The sequence below is a fragment of the Streptomyces minutiscleroticus genome (assembly GCF_014650875.1).
GTDB lineage: Bacteria > Actinomycetota > Actinomycetes > Streptomycetales > Streptomycetaceae > Streptomyces > Streptomyces minutiscleroticus.
The window spans coordinates 107,874-126,604 of the sequence record NZ_BMVU01000003.1 but is presented as its reverse complement, the minus strand read 5'-3'; the positions used below and the strand labels follow the sequence as shown (position 1 = coordinate 126,604).

Sequence of the window (18,731 nt, the reverse complement as noted above, 5' to 3'; positions counted from 1 at the left end):
GTGCCCAGCGCAGCCTACGCCAGAACCGTTCGCGCACGATCCGGCCGGCCCCCGACGCGGCGTCACCGGACCGCGCGGTCACGAGGTGTCGCCGGTACCGGTGGACCGGGTCGGGGGACGGACGGTGCGGTCAGGCGTTCGCGTGGCGGCGCAGGGCCGTCCTGCGCGGGAGGGCGTGGTGCGCGGGCCTGTCCGCGCCGGCCGCCCGGAGACGCGACAGCCACACGGACGCCACGGACAGCAGGCCGGTGAAGACGACCAGAAGGAGCACCGACACCCACATCTGCCGGCTGCCGGGACGCTCCCAGCCCACCCAGGCGGCCAGGGCCGCCCACAGCACGGCGCCCGCCGCGTAGAAGGCCCGGACCCGGCGCAACTGCCGCACGGCCCGCAGGAGTTTGGATCGCTCGTTCTTCGCTGCCATGCCGCCCGTGTACCCCCGGCGCCGCCGCTCTCACCGGGCAATGCGCAGAACCCGGGAAAGCACCGCGGACGGCCGCGCCCGGCCCGGCCAGGGCACTGCGCGCCGCCCTCCGACGGGCTGCGTGGACACGGCCCGACCGCCGGACACCCGGTCACCGACCGGTGGCCGGTCCGGCCACCGGCCGGTGGCCGGACCGGTCCGTCGCGTCCGTCGTCAACCACGGCCCGTGGGACAGCCGTTGTCGTGGCGGGCCGGGTCCACTACGATCGCCCGACGTGAACACCGGACCGGCGCCACGCCACACACGGATCGGCTCCCCGGTGGAGAGCTGATCGCACAGAGGGTGCGCAGAAGGCACCCGCTTGGTTCGGCACGCGGACCTCCCCGTGCTCGTGCACCACACGAGTCCGCTTCCGTGCCGAACGACAGTGAGATCAGTCGAATGACAGCCACGTTCAATCACACCATCATCGCCGCCGTGGACCGCGACGAGTCGGCCCGTTTCTTCCGTGACCTGCTGGAACTGCCGGAAGCGCCGTCCTGGGGCGTCTTCACCAACGTCCGGCTCGCGGACGGCGTGCTGCTCCAGTTCGCCGAGCCGCCGGTGGAGATCCAGATGCAGCACTACGCGTTCCTGGTCGACGACGACCTGTTCGACCGGGCGTACCGGCGGCTGCGCGACCGCGGCGTCGAGCACTGGGCCGATCCGCAGATGCGGCGCCCGGGCGAGACCAACACCGAGCACGGCGGCCGCGGGGTGTACTTCAAGGACCCCGCCGGCCACGCGATCGAACTGATCACCCGCCCGTACCTGTGATCGGACGGCCCCGGTCGGGCACACGCCGGAAAGGCGGTGCCCGACCGGGGGGCCGCGCTTCTCCGTCCGTCCGGGACCGGTCGACGTCACACGCGCCGGAGGGACCCCGCACCGATCGACACCGAACCTAAAGCTCAACTTTAGGGTTACTCTTTCTCCCCGCCCCCGTCCGCGCCGGACCCACCGTCCTCGTGAGCGTCCGCGCGCCACAGGCGTCCCGCTCCCAGGACATACCCGCCCCCTCCCGCAATATCCCGGAAGTATCAAAACCCTTCTTGTCAGGTCTTTCGCTGGCCGAGGCGGCCGTCGCGGTCTGGGATGGAGGCATGACAGAAACACCTTTGACCGGCACCGTTTTCGTCTTCGTGCACGGAGCGTGGCACAGCTCCGCTCAGTGGGCGCCGACACAGCGCGCGCTCGCCGGACTCGGTGCCGCCGGCGTGGCCGTCGACCTGCCCGGGCACGGCTTCGACGCTCCCCTGCCCACCGGGTACCTCCTGCCCGGCCAGCCCGGTCTGCCGACCGAGAAGTCGCAGCTCGCCACTGTGACGATGGACGGCTGCGCCGACGCGGTGCTGGACACACTGCGTCAGGTGCGCCGCTTCCCCACTGTCGTGCTCGTCGCGCACAGCGCGGGCGGCGGTCCCGCGTCCCTGGCCGCGGAACGGGCACCCGAACTCGTCGACAGGCTCGTCTACTTGTCGGCCTTCGTCCCCGGCGGGCGTCCACGGTTCTTCGACTACCTCGGCACGCCCGAGAACGCCACCGCACTCGGGCAGGGCCTCCACCTCGGCGATCCCGCCGCGCTGGGCGCCGTGCGCATCAACCCGCTCTCACCTGACCCCGCCTACGTCGAGGAGCTACGGCAGACCCACTATCACGACACGCCCCCGGACCGCTTCGACCGCTGGCGCTCCGCGTTGAGCCCCGATCTGCCACTGTCCGTCCCGGCGACCCCGGTCACCCCGACCGCGGCACGGTGGGGGCGGATCCCCCGGACCTTCCTGCGCTGCGCCGAGGACCGCGCGCTGGCCCCGGCCGCGCAGGATCTGATGATCGCGGAAGCCGACCGGGCCTTCCCCGACAACCCGTTCACCGTGCGCACCCTCCCCGGCGGCCACAGTCCGTTCGCCGCCCGGCCGCACGAACTCGCCGCGGCCCTCGTCGCGTGAGCAGTGGGCGGTTCGCGCCCTCGGCGGGCGGTACCGAGCGCCGTCCTCGCGCGTCCGCTCGGCCTCGCCCTCACGCAGAGCACCACCCTGCGCCCTGCGCTGCGCCCTGCGTATGGTCCGGACCGTCCGTCGCCGGGCCTCGACGGACGACCTTCCGACCGCGGCCGGGAGGTCGTCGGCCGGATTCGCGCCGCCCGGGCGGGGCCCCCGGGGACAGCGGGCGGGCGCACGGCCGGCCGGAGAGCCCCCTCGTGTCGCCGAGCGTGATCACCACGGAACCCTCGGCGACGGCCGCGCTTCGCTTGTCCGGAGGAGCGCCCGGGCCAGGAGGGTGCGGGGTATCGTGACGGCGACGTACGCCCGGGCACGAAGTGGCTTGTGTGTCCTGGGCGTTGGACCGCTCGCCACGCGTGCCGGAGCACGCCCCGGAGGAGAAGACGGTGCCCATGACCGACCACGAGAGCCCTTCCGGCCCCGCGGTGCGGCCGAATATCGACATATCGGTACCGCACTCGGCCCGCATCTGGAACTACTGGCTGGGCGGCAAGGACAACTACCCCGTGGACGAGGAGGCCGGCGACGCCTACACCGCCGTCTTCCCCGGCATCGTCACCATCGCGCGCAGCAGCCGCGCCTTCCTCGGACGCAGCATCCGGTACCTGGTCGAGGAGGCGGGCATCCGGCAGTTCCTGGACGTCGGCACCGGCCTGCCCACCGTGGACAACACCCACGAGGTGGCCCAGCGCCTCGCGCCGGAGTCCCGGGTCGTCTACGTCGACAACGACCCGCTGATCCTCGTGCACGCGCGCGTCCTGCTCACCTCCTCCCCGGAGGGCGCGACCGACTACGTGGAAGCCAACCTGTACGAACCCGAGCGCATCCTGGCGGCCGCCGCCGAGACGCTGGACCTCGCGCAGCCGACCGCGCTCATCCTCAGCGGCATCCTCGGCCACGTCGCGGACTACGAGCAGGCCCGCCGCATCGTGCGCGAGCTGATGGCCGGCCTGCCGTCCGGCAGTCACCTGTGCGTCAACGACGGGTCGCGCGGTACCGACCCGGACTACGAGCAGGCGCAGGACGGCTACAACGAGACCGGCGCGGTCCCGTACTTCCTGCGGCCCGTGGACAAGATCGAGGCGTTCTTCGAGGGGCTGGAGCTCGTGGAGCCCGGGGTCGTCTCGGTGCCGCTGTGGCGGCCGGAGGACGGCTCCGCCGCTCCCACGCCGATCGGCCAGCACGGCGGCGTCGGCCGCAAGCCCTGACCCGCTCCGGGCCCGGGCGCCCGCGCCTCTGACCTCCGGCCTCCGCCGTCCCGTCCCGGTCGGGCGGTGTCGACACCGCCCGACCGGGGTTTTCGTCCACTTCCCGTCAATACGACTGCCGCACACGGCAGTTGTGACCTCGCTGACCGGACAGAGAGCGCAGTCCGCCCCTCCCGTGTATTGGCTGCACCTTCATCACTTCGCAACCTCCGGACTCTCGGCATGTCAACGGAGTTCGGCGAGGATGATCCGGCCATGTCAATGAGCTCCGCACCCCCCACCCCGGTCGACCAGGAGGACGCATTGAAGACAGGCTCGCGGATCCGCAAGGCTTCGCTCATCCTCGGCAGCGCCGTCGCACTGGTGGTGGCCGTCCCCGGCATCGCGTTCGCCGCGCCGCCCGGCGCCCTGCCCGCCAACGCGGACAGCATGGACCGGACGTTCCAGCCGGCCCTCGACTACGACACGGACGGCTGCTACTCCACGCCCGCGATCGGCCCCGACGGCACGCTGAACCCCGGTCTCAACCCGACCGGCGCCCTCAACGGCAACTGCCGTGACGCCTCCGACCTGGACAACACCAACAGCTACTCGCGTTCCAAGTGCAACAACGGCTGGTGCGCGATCGTCTACGGCCTCTACTTCGAGAAGGACCAGGCCCTGGCGGGCACGTCGCTCGGCGGGCACCGGCACGACTGGGAGCACATCGTGGTGTGGGTGCAGAACGACCAGGCCCAGTACGTCTCCACCTCGGCGCACGGCGACTTCAGCACCTACGGCCGCGACCAGATCCGGTGGGACGGCACGCACCCCAAGATCGTGTACCACAAGGACGGGATCAGCACGCACTGCTTCCGGCCCGCTAACACGAACGACGAACCGCCGGAGAACCACAAGGGCACCTGGCAGTACCCCGCCCTGGTCGGCTGGAACGGCTATCCCGCGGGACTGCGCGACAAGCTGGTCCAGGCCGACTTCGGCAGCGCCAACTTCGGTCTGAAGGACGCCAGTTTCGCCTCCCACCTGGCGAAGGCCAAGCCGTCCGGCATCACCTTCGACCCCAACGCCTGACCGTACGCGCGGGCACTGCCTGACCGTACGTACGGGCACCGCCCGGCCGTCCGCACGCGCGGGCCGGGGGACGCGACGTCCCCCGGCCCGTTCCGTTCCGCGCCGTTCCGCCTCATCCGGTCCCGGCGCTCCCGCCGTCCCCGGGGGCGCGGCGGTCCACGACGGCCCTGACGACGGCCGCCACGTCCGCGCGGTCGGTGGGCCCGGGGTCGACGGAGTTGTGGATGGAGAAGCCCTCCACCAGCGCGTCCAGGGCCCGGGCCGTCAAGGGGTCGAAGTGCCGGGCCAGCGACTCCCGGCTGGCCCGCATCCAGGACCGCATGACCTCGCGCAGTTCGGGGTGGCGGGTGGCGAACGCGTAGAGCTCGTAACTGAGCAGCAGGTTGCGGTCGGTGCCCCAGACCTTGCCGCAGATGATCTCGACGACCGCCTCCTGGGCCTCCTCGGGCGTCCCGGCCGCCTCCAGCAGGGCCCCGTAGCGCGAGGAGACGGACTCGGCCAGGCGGGTGAACGCCGCCGTGAGCAGGTGCTGCATGTCGTCGAAGTAGTAGGTGAGCGAGCCGAGCGGCACCCCCGCCGCCTCGGCGATCCTTCTGAAGGTCACCTTGATGGCGCCGTGCTCGGCGACGACGTCGAGCGCCGCGTCGAGGATGCGCTCGCGCCGCCGGGGGTCGTTGGGACCGCGGGTGCTGCCAGTCATCGCCGTCGTCCGCCTTCTCTTCTCCCGCGCCCCCCTCGGTGTGTACATTTGTGCATACTCGGGTGGGCGCCCGCATCCGTCGCCTGCGCGGCCATTCTTCCGGACCACAGCGGAGCCCTCCCTTGACAGACCGCGCCGTACGCCGCCGCCGTCACGCCCTCTTCCTGTTCTTCTTCCTGCCCGGCATCGCCATGTCCTCCTGGGTCACGCGCACGCCGGACATCCGCGACCGGCTCGGTGTGTCCACCGGACAGATGGGGCTGATCCTGTTCGGCCTGTCCGTCGGCTCCATGTGCGGCATCCTGTGCTCCGGCCGCCTCGTGTCGCGGTTCGGCACCAGGCCCGTGATCGCGCTCGGCACCCTCCTGGTCGTCGTGAGCATGGCCGTCATCGGCGTGGGCTGCGCCGTGCGGTCCGCGCCGCTGGTCACCGCGGGGCTGTGGGTGTTCGGCGCGGGCATGGGCTCCGGCGAGGTGGCGGTCAACGTGGACGGCGCCGACGTGGAGCGCCTCACCGGTTCCGCGGTCCTGCCCACGCTGCACGGCTGTTTCAGCCTGGGCACGGTCGTCGGGGGCCTGGCCGGGATGGCGGCCACCGCCGTCGCGTTCCCCGCCTCCTGGCACCTGGCCGTGGTCGCGGTGATCGCCGCGGGCATCCTGGTCCACGCCCTGCGCGCCGTGCCCGCCGGGACCGGGATCCGTGCCGCGTCCGGGGACCGGGACGCGGCGCGGCCCTCCGGCCCGCCGGTGCGGAAGGACCGCAGGCTCCTGCTGATCGGCGCCATCGTGCTGGCCATGGCGCTCGCCGAGGGGGCCGCCAACGACTGGCTGCCCCTGCTCATGGTCGACGGCCACGGACTGGGCGCGGCGGCCGGCTCGCTCGTCTATGTCGGGTTCGCCGCCGCGATGACCCTGGGGCGCTTCAGCGGCTCGTACTTCCTCGACCGCTTCGGCCGCGCCGCCGTCGTGCGCGCGAGCGCCGTCTCCGGCGCCGCGGGACTGCTCCTGGTCGTCTTCTCCGACAACGCCGTCGTGGCCGCGGCCGCCGTACTGTTCTGGGGGCTCGGGGCGTCCCTGGGCTTCCCGGTGGCGCTGTCGGCGGCGGGCGACTCCGGGCCCGACCGGACCGCCCGCGTCGGCCTGGTGGCCACGATCGGCTACGTCGCCTTCCTGGTGGGGCCGCCCGCCCTCGGGTTCCTGGGCGACCACTACGGGCTGCGCTCGGCGATGACGGTGGTGCTGGTGTTCGTCGCCTCGGCCGTCCTGATCGCCCCCGCCGCCGGCACCCGCGTCCGCACCCCGGCCGCCGCGCGCGCCGGGTCACCGCGGGCAAGGCCGTCGGGCCCGCCCCGCACGGACGGCACGGACCGCGCGGAACACGCGGAGCACGCGAGGCACATGGATCAGCACCTTCCCGAGACCGGAGACCTGCCATGACGCGACCGGACGGCACGATCGGCGTCCTCCTCCCCCGCGACATCCCCCTGACCGACGTCGTCCCCTTCGCGCAGGAGGCGGACGCCCACGGCTTCGCGGAACTGTGGGTCGTCGAGGACCTCGGCTACCGCGGCGGGCTCGCGCAGGCCGCCACCGTGCTGGCCCGCACCCGCCGGATCCGCGTCGGCGTCGGCCTGCTGCCCGCCGCGGCGCGCAACGTCGCCTTCACCGCGATGGAGGCGGCCACGCTCGCCCAGCTCCACCCCGGCCGCGTCGACATCGCCGTCGGCCACGGGATGCCCGGCTGGATGCGCAGCGTCGGCGCCTGGCCGCGCAGCCCCCTGACGCTGCTGCGCGAGTACATCCAGACGCTCAGGACGCTGCTGGCGGGCGAGCCGGCCGCCGTGGACGGCCGCTACGTCCGGCTCGACGGACTGCGCCTGGACCGCTCGGCGCTGCCCTCGCGCGCGCCCGACGTCCTCGCCGGCGTCCGCGGCCCCAAGTCGCTCGCCGTCTCCGGCGAGGTGGCCGACGGCACCCTGCTCGCCGAGCCGGTCACGCCCGAGTACGCGCGCCAGGCCCTCGGCAGCATCGCCCCGCGGCGGCCCCACCGGCTCACCGCCTACAACGTCGCCGTCGTCCACGACGACCCGCACACCGCCCGCACCGCCGCCCGGCCCGCCCTGCAGGCCCTCGGCGACCCCGACTGGGCGCCCCACATCGCCCCTCTCGGTTTCCGCGACGAACTCGCCGCGCTGCGCCGCGCCAGCGGCGGCGCGCGGGAGTTCGCGCAGGCGATGCCCGCGCAATGGGTGGACCGGCTGGCCCTGGCGGGCACCCCCGACCAGGTCCGCGCCCGCATCCGGCACCTCTTCGAAGCGGGCGTCACCGGCGTCGTCCTCGCGCCGGTCGGCCCCGACCACCGATCGGCGCTCGCCGCCCTGGCCCGGGTCCTCTGACTTCCCCGGAGGGGTGATCGGTGCCTCGGCACCCCTCCCCTGCAGAGGGGGGTACACCCCCCGGCAGAGATACATGCATATTGAACGTATATATTTTCCTTATGCATCATCCTTCGGCGCCCCCCGCCGGAACGGGACAGGAGCGCGTCCAGGCCGCCGCCACCGGACTGCTGAGCCGCATCGCCGCACTCAGCCGGGCCCTGTTCCGCGCCGGGGAGTTCGGCCTGACCCGCAGTGAGGCCTCCGTCCTGGACGCACTGGAGCACGAGCCCCTGCGGGTCACCGCGCTGGCCGCCCGCACCGGCACGGCCCAGCCGCGGGTCACCGTCGTCCTGCACCAGCTGGAGGAACGGAACCTGGTCACCCGGGTCCGCTGCGCCGAGGACCGGCGCGCGGTGGAGAGCAGCCTCACCCCGGACGGGCGGCGGCTGCTCGCACAGGCGCGGCAGCGCATGGCCGCCGCCCTGCTGGAGGCCCTGCAGGGACGCGTGGAGGACTCGGAACGCGCCGTCGGCGCCGCCCGGGACGCCCTGACCGTACTCGCCGACGCCATGGACCAGGAGGTCTCTTGAGGGACACGGGAAACCCGCCGCCCCGGCCGGACGGAACGCCGCCGCGAGCCCCCTCGCCGGGCCGCTCCGGAACCGGGCGCCGGGCCCGGCACGCCGCGCCCGCGGGCCGCCGGGGCGCGGCACCGCGCCGGGTCGCGGCCCGGCGCCGCTGGTGGGACCGCGTCCTGGTCGCGGACCCCGGGCTGATACAGCTCCAGGCGGGCTGGCGGTCCCTGGTCGCCATGGTCACCTCGCTGGCGGCCGGTCACGTGGCCTCCCTCGCCCTCGGCCTCCCCGTCCTCCTCGGGCTGATGGTCGGCGGCATGATGGGTCTGATGAGCGCCTTCGCCGTCGCGGAGAACACCTGGGAGCGGGTGGCCCGCGCGGTGCTGTGGATGCCGTTCCCGTTCGGCGCGATGCTGTGGCTGGCCGCCCGCTTCGACGACCGCACCGTCCAGATCGTCCTGACGGTGTGCGCGATGACGCTCATCTTCCTCCTCTCCCGCTACGGGCCGCTCGCACTGCTCACCGGGATGATGCTGTTCAACGGTGTGATGCTGGGCATGCTCGCGGGCATCCCCGCGGCGCTGACCGGCCGGGCGTTCGCCGTGGCGCTGCTGGCGTCGGCCGCGGTGCTGGCCACCCGGCTGCTGCTGTGCTTCCCGACGCCCCGCGAGGACCTGCTGCGCACCCAGCGCGCCTTCGTCGTGGAGGCGCGCAGGCTGGCCGGCACGGCGGCCGCGGCGCTCGGCCCGGACGCCGGCCGGCGCGGGGTGGAGCGCCGCCTCGACCGCTCCCTGCGCCATCTGAACCTCGTCACCGTCACCATCGACGGCCGGCTCGCGCAGCCCGGGACCAGCGCCGACCCGGTGACGGCCGAGCTGCTGCACCGCCACCTCTTCGACGCCGAGCTCGCGCTGCGGGGCATCGGGCGGTCGGCCCTGGAACTGTCCCGCCTCGACCCGCCCGAGCCGTTGCGCGAGGCCGTCACGGCGGCGCTGGAGCAGGTCAGGGACGCCCCGCTGACCCGGGCCGGCGGACTGCGCCGCCGTGTGCGCGCGATACGGGACCGCGTCGAGGAGGCGTGCGAGGAGGCGCGCCGCGACGCGGCGGCGGGCCCGGCCGGGACGCGGGCCGTCGCGCTCGCCGCCCGCACGGCCGACCTGCTCGACGTGCTGGCCGGCTCGCTGTCGAGCTGGCTGGCGCTGGGCCGGGACCTGCCCGCCGCCCCGGACGCGGTGCCCTTCCAGCAGGCGGTGGCGCTGGAGAACAACCGCATCACCGGCTCGGCGGGCCCCGTCCGGCGGGTGCTCGACGCGCGCTCCGAGCGGGGCTGGCGGCGGATCGTGCCGGTGGTGCGGGCGCCGCTGCACGCGGCGGCGGCCTCCGCCGTGGTCTGCCCGATCGCCCTCGCCGTCGACTCCCAGCGCCTCTACTGGGGACTGGTCGGCGTGATGATCACACTGTTCGGCACCAACACCACCTCCGAACGGCTGCGCAAACTGGCCCACCGTGTGGTCGGCACGGTGGTGGGGGCGGTCGTCGGCGTGGCCGTGCTGGAGGTCATCGGCCGCGACCACCCGTACGCGACGATCGCCGTGGTCGTCCTGGGGCTCTCCCTGGGCGCGTACGGGATGCAGCGCGCGTACGCGCTGTGGGTGGTCGGCCTGGTGACGGCGCTCGTCCAGGTGTACGCGCTGACCACGCCGGACGGCGGGATGGAGGCGCTGCTGGGCGAGCGGCTGCTGGACAACGCCCTCGGCGTCGCCGTGGCGACCGCGTGCGCGGCGCTGATCTTCCCGCTCTCCACGCGGGCGATCGTCCGGGAGGCCGAGCACGGGTACGTGGCCGCCGTGGAGCACCTGGTCGGCCAGGTCGCGCTGCGCTGGGGCGAACCCGGCGGCGCGGTCCGGCTGCGCGGCGCGGCCCGCGCGGTCGAGGCGGCCCTCTACCAGGTCACCGCCGTGTCCGAACCGCTGGTGCGGATGCCCGCGGGCGTGCGGGGGCGGCGCGCCGACCACCGCACGGCGCTGCTGTCCACGGCCACCGGGCACGCCCGCACCCTGGCCGCCGCGGCGGACACCGTCGTCCGCCTGCCACCGCCCCTCGCCGAACGGGCACTGCTGATCACCGGCACCCTCGTCGGGTCGCTGCGCACCCTGGACCACCGGCTGACCACCGGCCAGGCGCAGGGCGGCTGGCGGCGCACCGGCCCGCTGGTCCAGGAGCTGAGAAAGGCCCTGGGCTCCTCGCCGCCCCGGCCCGAGGCGGCGCGGCTGCTCACCGCGCTGGGCGAGCTGGAGGCGCTGGACGAGACCCTGGCCGCGTTCGCCGAGGCACGTGGCCTGGACGTCCCGGACCGCCCTGCCGGCGCGCCGGTGGCGCCGGTACCGCCGGCGCAGCAGCACCCCGGCGTCGGCCGGGCGGCCGGTCCCGTGCGGTCCGGATCCCCCTCGGCGGGGGTCCGCCCCGAGTGAGCCCGGCTCCGGCCCGCCGGACCGCGGCTCCCGCCCGCCGGAGCGGGGCGGCGGCCGTCACGAGCCGGACGACCCGGACCGCAGTGCCAGCGCGGCGGTGATGACCGCCAGGTGGCTGAGTCCCTGCGGCATGTTGCCCAGGAAGGACATGTCGTCCGCGTCGATCATCTCGGTGAACAGGCCGACGTCGTTGGCGAGCGGGACCAGTTGCGCCATGAGCTCCTCCGCCTCCTCGCCGCGCCCCACCCACGCCAGCGCCTCCACGGTCCAGAAGGCGCAGGCGGTGAAGGTGCCCTCGGTGCCGCGGGCCTCGCTGTGGCGGTACATCAGCGGCCCGGCGCCCAGCTCCTCGCGCAGGACGTCGATCGTGGCGGACATCCGGGGCCCCCGGTCGAAACCGGAGCCGGCGTGCAGCAGCACCGAGGCGTCGAGCCGGTGGCTGCCCGGGTACCAGACGTAGGCGCCGCGCTCCGGCGACCAGCAGTGCTCGTCGATCCAGCGTCGGATGAGGTCCCGCTCGGAGCGCCAGCGGTCGGCGGGGCCGGGGATCTGCCCGGCCTCGGCGAGCCCCACGGCGCTGTTCAGCGCGTGCCAGCAGCCCATCTTGGAGCTCGTGTAGTGCCGGGCCTCCGGCAGCTCCCACATCCCGGAGTCGGGGCGGTGCCACAGGTCGCAGACGCGGTCGGCGAGGTTCGCGAGCATCCGGCCGCTGGCCGAGTCCAGCACGTTGCCGTACTCGGTGTACGTGCAGACGATGTCCAGCAGGTCCCCGTACACACCGAGCTGGAGCTGACCGGCCGCGCGGTTGCCGATGACGACCGGCCCGATGCCGCGCCAGCCGGGGACGTCCGCGTACGTCTCCTCGACGGGCTGCCCGCCGTCGAGCCGGGCCATCACGGGCAGTTCGCAGTCGTGCCGCCGCGCGAGCCGGAGCAGCCAGGCCACGGCGCCGTGCGCCTCCTCCGGCTCGCCCAGGCGCAGCAGCGTCTTGAGGGTGTAGGTGGCGTCCCGGATCCAGGCGTAGCGGTAGTCCCAGTTGCGCCCGCCCTCGCGGCTCTCGGGCAGCGAGGTGGTGGCCGCGGCTGCGACGGCCCCGGTCGGGCTGTGGATCAGCAGCTTGAGCGCGAGGGCGCTGCGCAGCACCGTCTCCTTCCACGGCCCGTCGTGGCCGAGCTGCGCCGACCACCGCTCCCAGCGGTCCACGGTGCGGTCGATGCCGGCCAGCACCCGGTCGGCGTCCACCAGGGGCACCGGCCCGTCGCGGGTCACGATCACGGCCACCAGGTGCCGGGAGCCCGGCGCGGTGGTCAGCGTCCCGTCGACGCTCCGCTCCCCCTTCCGCACGGACCCGGCCTCGCTCAGCCGTACGGTGAGGCTGACGTCGCCCGCCTGCACGATGCTGCCGGTGCGCGTGTGCATCACCCACGGCGAGACGGTGTTCAGCGCGTTGCCGGGGACCACGGCCCACTCCAGCTCCACCTCGCCGTCGACGCCCTCGATCCGGCGGGCCAGCTCGCTCCACGGCAGCCTGCCGGTCAGCCCCACGTTGAGGGAGTCCGTCACCCGGACGGTGCCGCCCGGCGTGCGGTAGGTGGTGCACAGCACGTTGGTGGACGGCAGGTACTCCCGCTCGACCTCGTACGGACCGCGGGGGCGCAGCCGGATGTAGCCGCCGCCCAGCGCGTCCAGGAGCCGGCCGAAGACGGGCGGCGAGTCGAGGTCGGGGGCCGGGTACCAGTCGATGTCCCCGTCGCGGGCGATCAGGGCCACGCAGTAGCCGTCGCCGATCGCCGCGTACGAGCGCAGCTCCGCGTATCCGTCCGTCCGCTCCGGGAGCGCTGTCTCGGCCTCGGCCATCGCCGCCTGGTCCCTTCCGCCGCACGGTCTTCGTCACCCGCTGTGTTCCCGCAGGTCACAGAAGTACGCACAAGCACCGGAACCGGCACGCCCCGGGGCGTCACCGGCGCGGCGCCGGCGGAGGGGACGGCGGCACCCGGCCGTGGGCCAGCTCCTGCGGCACCGCCGCGCGCAGCGCCATGACGGCGGCTTCGACGGCGGGGTGCCGCCCCGCTCCCCGCCGGTACGCGACCACGGTGCGCCGCCGGACGGGCAGCGGGGTCAGGGTCGACGGCCTCTTCGTCTCCCCCGTGCCGGCCATGGGCGCCTCGGGCGCCGTCCTGGCCTCCGCCCATCTGGCGACGCGCCGGTTCGCCGAACTCGCGGACGCCTGGCGGACCGGCGACGCCGGCCGTGCCCGCCCCCTGGGCCACGCGCTGGCACGCCTGTCGGCCGCCCTGTTCCGGGAACCCAGCCCCACCGTCCTCAAGGCGGTCCTGTACGAACAAGGTGTGATTCCCACCCCCGCCGTGCGTCTGCCGCTGCTGCCCGCCGGCGAGGACACGGTGGCGGAAGCGCTGAAGCGGCTCGGCGAACTCGAGGGGTGAGGGGCGGGCGCGTCCCGTCGGCCCCACGGCTCAGGCCGTCAGCACGGCCTCGTGCTTCCAGAAGCCGGAGAAGGTGATGCGGTCCTTCGCGAGCCCGATCCGGTGCAGGTGCCGCCGTCCCTCCGTGGCGAGGGTGGACTCCCCGGCGACGAAGGCGTAGCCGGAGGCGTCGACGCGGGTGCGGCCGAGCAGTTCGCGCAGGGCCGCCGCGCCGGGCACGCAGGCGCGGTCCTCGCGTACGACCCAGGTGACGGTCACTCCCGGCGGTGCGTCGAGTTCACGCCGGTCACCGGCCGTGGGCACCTCCTGGATCAGCCGCCCCACCGTCCCGCGCGGCAGGGAGCGCATGATGCCGGCGGCGGCCGGAAGGCCGGTCTCGTCGGCCACGACGAGGACCTCGGAGGCGTCCCCGGGGCAGTCGAACAGGACGCCTTGGTCCAGCACGGCCAGCATGTCGCCGGGGCGGGCGCGGCAGGCCCAGATCGCGGCCCTGCCCTCCAGCTCGCCCGTGGGTCCGCGGTGCACGACGAAGTCGATGTCCATCTCCGCCGCCTCCGGACGGAAGTCGGCCACCGTGTAGTTCGCGCAGTGGGGCCGCTCCGCGTCGGGGATGTCCAGGTAGGGCTGCCACCAACGGGCGCCGGTGAACTCGGGCAGCCGCAGCCGGGACTGGTGGGGCAGCCGCAGGAACAGCCGGAACCAGTGGTCGTAGCCGCGCCACGGGAAGTCGGCGAGATCCGCACCGGTGACGGTGAGGCGCTGGACGGAGGGGGAGACGCGTACGGTGCGCACCACCTCCGCGCGGAACATGCGCGGGTGCTGCGGCATGAGCCGGTGATTCTTCGCCATGGGAGAACGATAACGCCTTAGTAAGGTGAGCCTAACCTCTCCTCGCCGGAAATCCGACCACCGGCGCCACGAGCCCTCGCGTGCGCGAAGCGCCCTTGGCAGGGGCGGTCCGACCGGCCGTCCGGCATCGACGGCCGGGACTCGCGCCCTTGATCACCGTGTCGATCTCCGTCGTGGCCCGACCGACGGCGACCACGCGGCACTCGACCCGTGGCCGCGCCGATCGGCCTGATCCGTCATCGGTCCGACCCGTAGGAGGTCCGACCCGCACGAGGTTCGACCCGTCGGGCGGTCACCGCGCGTCGACCCCCGGAGGCGGCTCGCCCTTCGTCCAGGTCGGCCGGACCTCGACCCGGCTGAAGCGCCAGCCGCGGGGAGTGCGGCGCAGGTCGGCCTCGAAGCGGCCGCCCACCACGAACAGGGGATCGGCGTCGGCGCCGCGTTCCGACAGCGTGGCTTCACGATGGACGTGGGTCATCAGGGCGTTCCACGAGACGGTGGCGCGCTCCGCTCCGGCCTCCGCGTCCGTCAGGATTCCGGACGCGATGTGCTGGGTGCGGTCGTAGCGTTCGAGCGCCTCCTCGGTGGAGCGTACGGCCGCGGCTCCTCGCGACGTTCCCAAAGGTGTCTCCATGCGTACGTCGTCGGTGACGAAGTCGAGGGCCCAGCCCGCTGCGAACTCCCGCTCGTCCAGGGCGTGGAAGAAACGATCGACGAGCACACCGATCTCTGCGTGATCCGTCCGACTGGTCATGCTCCGAGCCTCCTACCTCAAGTCGGCTTGAGGTCAAGAGCGCACGATCACGCCCGGGGGAACCGGACGACGCCGGCTCGTCCGGGCTCGGTCGTCCGGCGGGCGCATGCACCAGGCGCGGCCGCCGGGCGTGTGTCCTCCGACACGGCCGCCGGTTCGAGGTGGACGGCGCCGACGAGACGAAGCGGTTCCTGCAGACCCACGGTGTGCCCGAGGACAGTGTGCGCCGCGTGTGGACGGCGATCGCGCTGCGCACCACCCCCGGCGTCCCGCGGTTCATGGAGCCGGAGGTGGCACTGGTGACGGCGGGCGCCGAGCACGACGTACTGGGCATCGGGTACGAGGACATCTCCCCCCGCAGGACCGCGATGCCGTCGTGGCGCCGCACCCGCGCCCCGGCTTCGAGCACCGCATCCTGGATGCCTTCACGGACGGCATCCGCACCAAGCCGGAGACGACGTTCGGCAACGTGAAGGCGGACGCGCCGGAGCACTTCGTCCCCGGCTTCGAGCGCGGGGACTTCGTCCGCACGATCCTTGGCCGGACGACCGGCGGCGGCCGCCCCGCGGACCCGGCCGCGGATATGTATGTATGGAACATGGAAAGCGGGGCAGGCGGAGACCGGATTCACTGCCACCACGCGCCGCGCGGAGGCCGAGCGGGGCCGCCTTCCGCGGCTCACGGCTCACAGCGTGACCCGACCGGCCCGTGAGCTGTGCCTGTAGAGAGGAACTGCCGTGCTGCTGCCGACCGAGAAGGAACTGCGGATGGTGCTCGCCCGTTTCGCGGACGCCCGCATCCGCCACGACGTGCGTCCCACCGGCCGCACGAGCCAGGACCTCGAGGACGCCACGTACACGCTGTGCGTCATGACCGCGACCCGCACGGCCGACGAGGCCCTCGCCGCCGCCGACGCGCTCCTGGAGCGGCTCTGCGCCGCCCGCCAGGAGGGGACGCAGGCGGACGAGGCGCTGGCCGCGTGACGGCACGCGCCGTCTCCCCGCCCGCCCCGGATCCGACGGACACCGCCGGCCCGCCGCCCCCGCGAGGGGACGGCGGGCCGGCGGTCCGGTGTCACCGCCCGCGCGACACCGCCAGTTCGATGAGGTACCGCTTGGTCACCCGGCCGCCGTACCGGCCGTCGATCGGGCCCGCGACGCACTCCAGCAGTCCGTTCCCGGCCGCTTCGGGAAGCGCCCGGTGGTTGGAGTAGGTCAGCAGCAGTTCCAGGTGGCCGGACGTGGTGTACATCGGGTCCCGCTCGTGGCGGCGGAGGACCGTGGGACCGAACCGGCCGTTCCGCGCCGCTTCCTCCGCGTGGTCCGAGCCCTCGACGTCGGCCGCCGCGGGAGGCCGCAGTCCGGGCCGCGTGTCCGGGTCGAAGCGCTCGTAGCAGCGCCGGGCCTCGGCGAAGAACTCCTCGGTGCCGCCCCTCACGTGCTGGGTGCGCACCACGGCGAGCGCCCCGCCCGGACGCAGCACGTCGGCGGCCCCGGCCGTCCGCACCGCCGGGTCGATCCAGTGGAACGCCGTCGCCGAGACGACCGCGTCGAACGGCTCCTCGGGCAGCGGCCAGCTCTCGAACTCCGCCGTCACCACCTCCGCGTCCACCGCCCCGGCCCCGGCCAGGTTGCGGCGGGCGACCGCGGCCATGCGCGGCCCCGCCTCGACGGCCGTGATCCGGCAGCCCCGGCCGGCCGGCGGCACCGTCGCCCGGCCGGTGCCGCAGCCCGCCTCCAGCACGCGGCTGCCGGGACGGACACCCGCCAGCTCCGCCAGGTCGTCGTACAGCTCCGGCGGATATCCGGGCCTGGCCCGGTCGTACGGCTCCGCGTCCTCGTCGAAGGTCCGGCCCAGGCGCACCCGCCGGGACTCCGCGGGCCGGTCGTCGCGCTGCGCGTACGTGGTGTCGTCGGGCATGCGGAGCAGGTGAGGGGCCGGCCGCTCGGGAGGCCGGGAAGGTGTCGGCCGCGGCGGCCCCGCGGGCGGTGCCGGACCTCTTGAGGACGACAGCGCGCTGAACGGTCCCGGGGACCGAACGGACCGAACGGACCGGATCGACCGGACGGGCCGGATCGACCGGACGGGCCGGACGGGCCGGCCCGCCGTACGAGCCGCCGACGACCGGAACAGCCGGTCCACCGACGGGCCTTGGGGCCCTGGGACCTGCTTGCGCGGGACGGGGGCGTTGCCAGTGCCGTCGCCGGGGGACTTGTCAGTGCCGTCTGCGACCGTGGGGCACGCCGATCACCGTCATCAGCCGTGCCGCCCCGGGAGTGCCCCATGCCAGCGCCTGAAGAGAACCCCTTGCGTCCTTCCGCGGACGCCTCGGGCACCGCTTCGTCCGAAGCGGTCGACGTGGGGCCTCCGTCCTGGACGGGCGAGAGCCGTGTGTCCGCAACGGCCGACGAAGGCCCTGCGTCCGGGACGGCCGGCGAAAGCCGTGCGTCCGGGGCGGGCGGCAAGGCACGTTCGCCCGAGGCGGCCGACGCGGGGCGCGGGAGCGGCGGGGGCCGGCTCCCCCGCTCGTACTGGCTGTGGCTCGGCGGCATCCTGGCGTCCTTGGCGGGCAACGCCGTCTTCTGCTTCGCCCTCGGCTGGGCGGCGAGCGAGCACGGCGGAGCCGTCGCAGGCCTGGTTCTGAGCGCCGTCAGCCTGCCCCGTGTCCTGCTGCTGCTCGTCGGGGGCGCGGTGAGCGACCGGATCAGCGCACGCCGCGTCCTGATCGCGGGCGACGCGGGAATGCTCGTGTTCTCCCTCGTCCTGGCCGCCGTGGCCCACCACCTGGGCGCACCGCCCGCTCTGCTCGTCGCGGCGGGCGTGGCGGTCGGTGTCGCCGACGCCTTCTACCTGCCGGCCTCCGGGTCCATGCCGCGGCGTCTGGTGCCCCGGGAGCACCTGCCGCGCGCGCTGTCCCTGCGGCAGGTCGGCGGCCAGGTGATCAACACGGGAGGCGGGCCGCTCGGCGGCGTGCTCGTGGGTCTCGCCGGACTGGCGGGCGCCGCCCTGGTCAATGCCGTCACCTTCGCCCTCGTCCTGACCGTGCTGACCGCCGTCCGGCCCCGGTACGGGGCGCCGCCCTCCCCCGCGGCGTCCCACCTGCTCAAGGACGCCGCGGACGGTGTGCGCGTCGCGTTCTCCCACCCGGTCCTGCGCCCGGGCCTCCTGCTCACCGGCGCCGCCGCCGGCTTCCTGCTGCCCGTACTGCCGCTGCTGCTCCCCCTGCTCGCGCGGGCGGAGCACTGGGGCGCGGGAACCGCGGGGCTGGTGATCGGGGCGCAGGGCGTCGGCATGGTGGCGGTGACCCTGGCCGTCGTACGGCGCGGTCCGCTGGGTCGCCCCGGGCTGCTGGCGGCGGGCGGACTCGTGGTGGCGGGACTGGGGGCGCTGGGACTGGGACTGGCGCCCGGCCCGGCGGGAGCGACGGCCGCCGGACTGGTCGTCGGCATCGGCAACGGCGTCTTCTCCGCGCACATCGCGCCACTGGTCCTCGCGGAGACGCCCGAGAGCCACCTGTCCCGCATCCAGGCCGTGCTCGTCCTCGTGCAGAGCCTCGCCCTGCTGCTGATGAACAACGTGCTCGGCGCGCTCGCCGGGTTCGCGGGCCCGGTGGCCGCCGTCGTCGCCTGCGCCGCGGTGGTCACCGGCATCGGCCTGCTCGGGCTGGCCTCCGGCCCGCTGCGCGACAACCGCACGGGGCTGCCCCCTCGGCCGGCCCCGGCGGGTGCCTGAACCGACCGGCGCGCGCGGCGCTCCCCCGCCACCGCACAAGGGCGGCGGGCCGCCTGTCCCACCGTGCTCTCCGGCTCCGGCAT

Annotated in this window: 18 protein-coding genes and 1 pseudogene; 12 read left to right on the top strand and 7 right to left on the bottom strand. The window is 74.5% G+C overall.

What is annotated here, in order from left to right; all coding sequences use genetic code 11:
- Positions 1-130: 130 nt before the first annotated feature.
- Positions 131-424 (bottom strand): hypothetical protein, encoded by a 294-nt coding sequence (locus IE271_RS05760; protein ID WP_190189080.1) that lies wholly within the window; start codon positions 422-424, stop codon positions 131-133.
- A gap of 442 nt (positions 425-866) precedes the next feature.
- Between IE271_RS05760 and IE271_RS05755 the strand changes: the two genes are divergently transcribed.
- The 4 genes from IE271_RS05755 (at position 867) to IE271_RS05740 (ending at position 4,746) form a co-directional block, all read left to right on the top strand.
- A complete protein-coding gene (locus IE271_RS05755) occupies positions 867-1,241 on the top strand; it encodes a VOC family protein (RefSeq protein WP_190189079.1) in 375 nt (124 codons plus the stop codon).
- Positions 1,242-1,567: 326 nt separating this feature from the next.
- Positions 1,568-2,413 (top strand): alpha/beta fold hydrolase, encoded by an 846-nt coding sequence (locus IE271_RS05750; protein WP_190189078.1) that lies wholly within the window; start codon positions 1,568-1,570, stop codon positions 2,411-2,413.
- A 446-nt stretch (positions 2,414-2,859) separates the two neighbouring features.
- Positions 2,860-3,675, top strand: a complete 816-nt coding sequence (locus IE271_RS05745) for an SAM-dependent methyltransferase (RefSeq protein ID WP_190189077.1) — start codon at positions 2,860-2,862, stop codon at positions 3,673-3,675.
- A gap of 303 nt (positions 3,676-3,978) precedes the next feature.
- Positions 3,979-4,746, top strand: coding sequence for an NPP1 family protein (locus IE271_RS05740; RefSeq protein WP_190189316.1), 768 nt, complete (start codon positions 3,979-3,981; stop codon positions 4,744-4,746).
- Positions 4,747-4,858: 112 nt separating this feature from the next.
- Here the strand turns inward: IE271_RS05740 and IE271_RS05735 are convergent, their stop codons facing one another.
- A complete protein-coding gene (locus IE271_RS05735; protein WP_190189076.1) occupies positions 4,859-5,446 on the bottom strand; it encodes a TetR/AcrR family transcriptional regulator in 588 nt (195 codons plus the stop codon).
- Positions 5,447-5,568: 122 nt separating this feature from the next.
- Between IE271_RS05735 and IE271_RS05730 the strand changes: the two genes are divergently transcribed.
- The 4 genes from IE271_RS05730 (at position 5,569) to IE271_RS05715 (ending at position 10,869) form a co-directional block, all read left to right on the top strand.
- Positions 5,569-6,882 (top strand): MFS transporter, encoded by a 1,314-nt coding sequence (locus IE271_RS05730; protein ID WP_190189075.1) that lies wholly within the window; start codon positions 5,569-5,571, stop codon positions 6,880-6,882.
- Positions 6,879-7,841 (top strand): LLM class flavin-dependent oxidoreductase, encoded by a 963-nt coding sequence (locus IE271_RS05725; protein ID WP_190189074.1) that lies wholly within the window; start codon positions 6,879-6,881, stop codon positions 7,839-7,841. Before IE271_RS05730 ends, IE271_RS05725 begins: the two co-directional genes overlap by 4 nt.
- A 101-nt stretch (positions 7,842-7,942) precedes the next feature.
- On the top strand, positions 7,943-8,413 hold the full coding sequence (locus IE271_RS05720; protein WP_190189073.1) for a MarR family winged helix-turn-helix transcriptional regulator: 471 nt from the start codon (positions 7,943-7,945) through the stop codon (positions 8,411-8,413).
- Positions 8,410-10,869, top strand: coding sequence for an FUSC family protein (locus IE271_RS05715; protein ID WP_190189072.1), 2,460 nt, complete (start codon positions 8,410-8,412; stop codon positions 10,867-10,869). Before IE271_RS05720 ends, IE271_RS05715 begins: the two co-directional genes overlap by 4 nt.
- A gap of 57 nt (positions 10,870-10,926) precedes the next feature.
- Here IE271_RS05715 and IE271_RS05710 read toward each other — a convergent pair whose 3' ends face one another.
- The gene (locus IE271_RS05710; protein ID WP_190189071.1) at positions 10,927-12,726 is read right to left on the bottom strand and encodes a glycoside hydrolase family 15 protein; all 1,800 of its coding nucleotides are present in this window, start codon (positions 12,724-12,726) and stop codon (positions 10,927-10,929) included.
- 100 nt (positions 12,727-12,826) lie between these two features.
- A complete protein-coding gene (locus IE271_RS41685) occupies positions 12,827-13,027 on the bottom strand; it encodes a hypothetical protein (RefSeq protein WP_229919185.1) in 201 nt (66 codons plus the stop codon).
- Here IE271_RS41685 and IE271_RS05705 point away from each other — a divergent pair.
- Positions 13,026-13,313, top strand: coding sequence for a dihydrodipicolinate synthase family protein (locus IE271_RS05705; RefSeq protein WP_308435157.1), 288 nt, complete (start codon positions 13,026-13,028; stop codon positions 13,311-13,313). The genes IE271_RS41685 and IE271_RS05705 overlap by 2 nt on opposite strands.
- A gap of 30 nt (positions 13,314-13,343) precedes the next feature.
- Here the strand turns inward: IE271_RS05705 and IE271_RS05700 are convergent, their stop codons facing one another.
- Both IE271_RS05700 and IE271_RS05695 read right to left on the bottom strand, forming a co-directional pair.
- Positions 13,344-14,162, bottom strand: a complete 819-nt coding sequence (locus IE271_RS05700) for a siderophore-interacting protein (RefSeq protein WP_190189069.1) — start codon at positions 14,160-14,162, stop codon at positions 13,344-13,346.
- Positions 14,163-14,454: 292 nt separating this feature from the next.
- Positions 14,455-14,916, bottom strand: a complete 462-nt coding sequence (locus tag IE271_RS05695; RefSeq protein WP_190189068.1) for a nuclear transport factor 2 family protein — start codon at positions 14,914-14,916, stop codon at positions 14,455-14,457.
- A gap of 146 nt (positions 14,917-15,062) precedes the next feature.
- Between IE271_RS05695 and IE271_RS05690 the strand changes: the two are divergent.
- A pseudogene (locus IE271_RS05690) lies at positions 15,063-15,451 on the top strand (HD domain-containing protein); the annotation flags it as partial.
- A gap of 202 nt (positions 15,452-15,653) precedes the next feature.
- The gene (locus tag IE271_RS05685) at positions 15,654-15,899 is read left to right on the top strand and encodes a DUF5133 domain-containing protein (RefSeq protein WP_190189067.1); all 246 of its coding nucleotides are present in this window, start codon (positions 15,654-15,656) and stop codon (positions 15,897-15,899) included.
- A gap of 91 nt (positions 15,900-15,990) precedes the next feature.
- On the opposite strand, the gene IE271_RS05680 is transcribed toward IE271_RS05685, so the two are convergent.
- Complete coding sequence (locus IE271_RS05680) at positions 15,991-16,836, bottom strand: class I SAM-dependent methyltransferase (RefSeq protein ID WP_190189066.1); 846 nt, start codon at positions 16,834-16,836, stop codon at positions 15,991-15,993.
- Between the two features lie 363 nt (positions 16,837-17,199).
- On the opposite strand from IE271_RS05680, the gene IE271_RS05675 reads away from it, so the two are divergent.
- Positions 17,200-18,648, top strand: a complete 1,449-nt coding sequence (locus tag IE271_RS05675; protein ID WP_229919150.1) for an MFS transporter — start codon at positions 17,200-17,202, stop codon at positions 18,646-18,648.
- Positions 18,649-18,731: the final 83 nt, after the last annotated feature.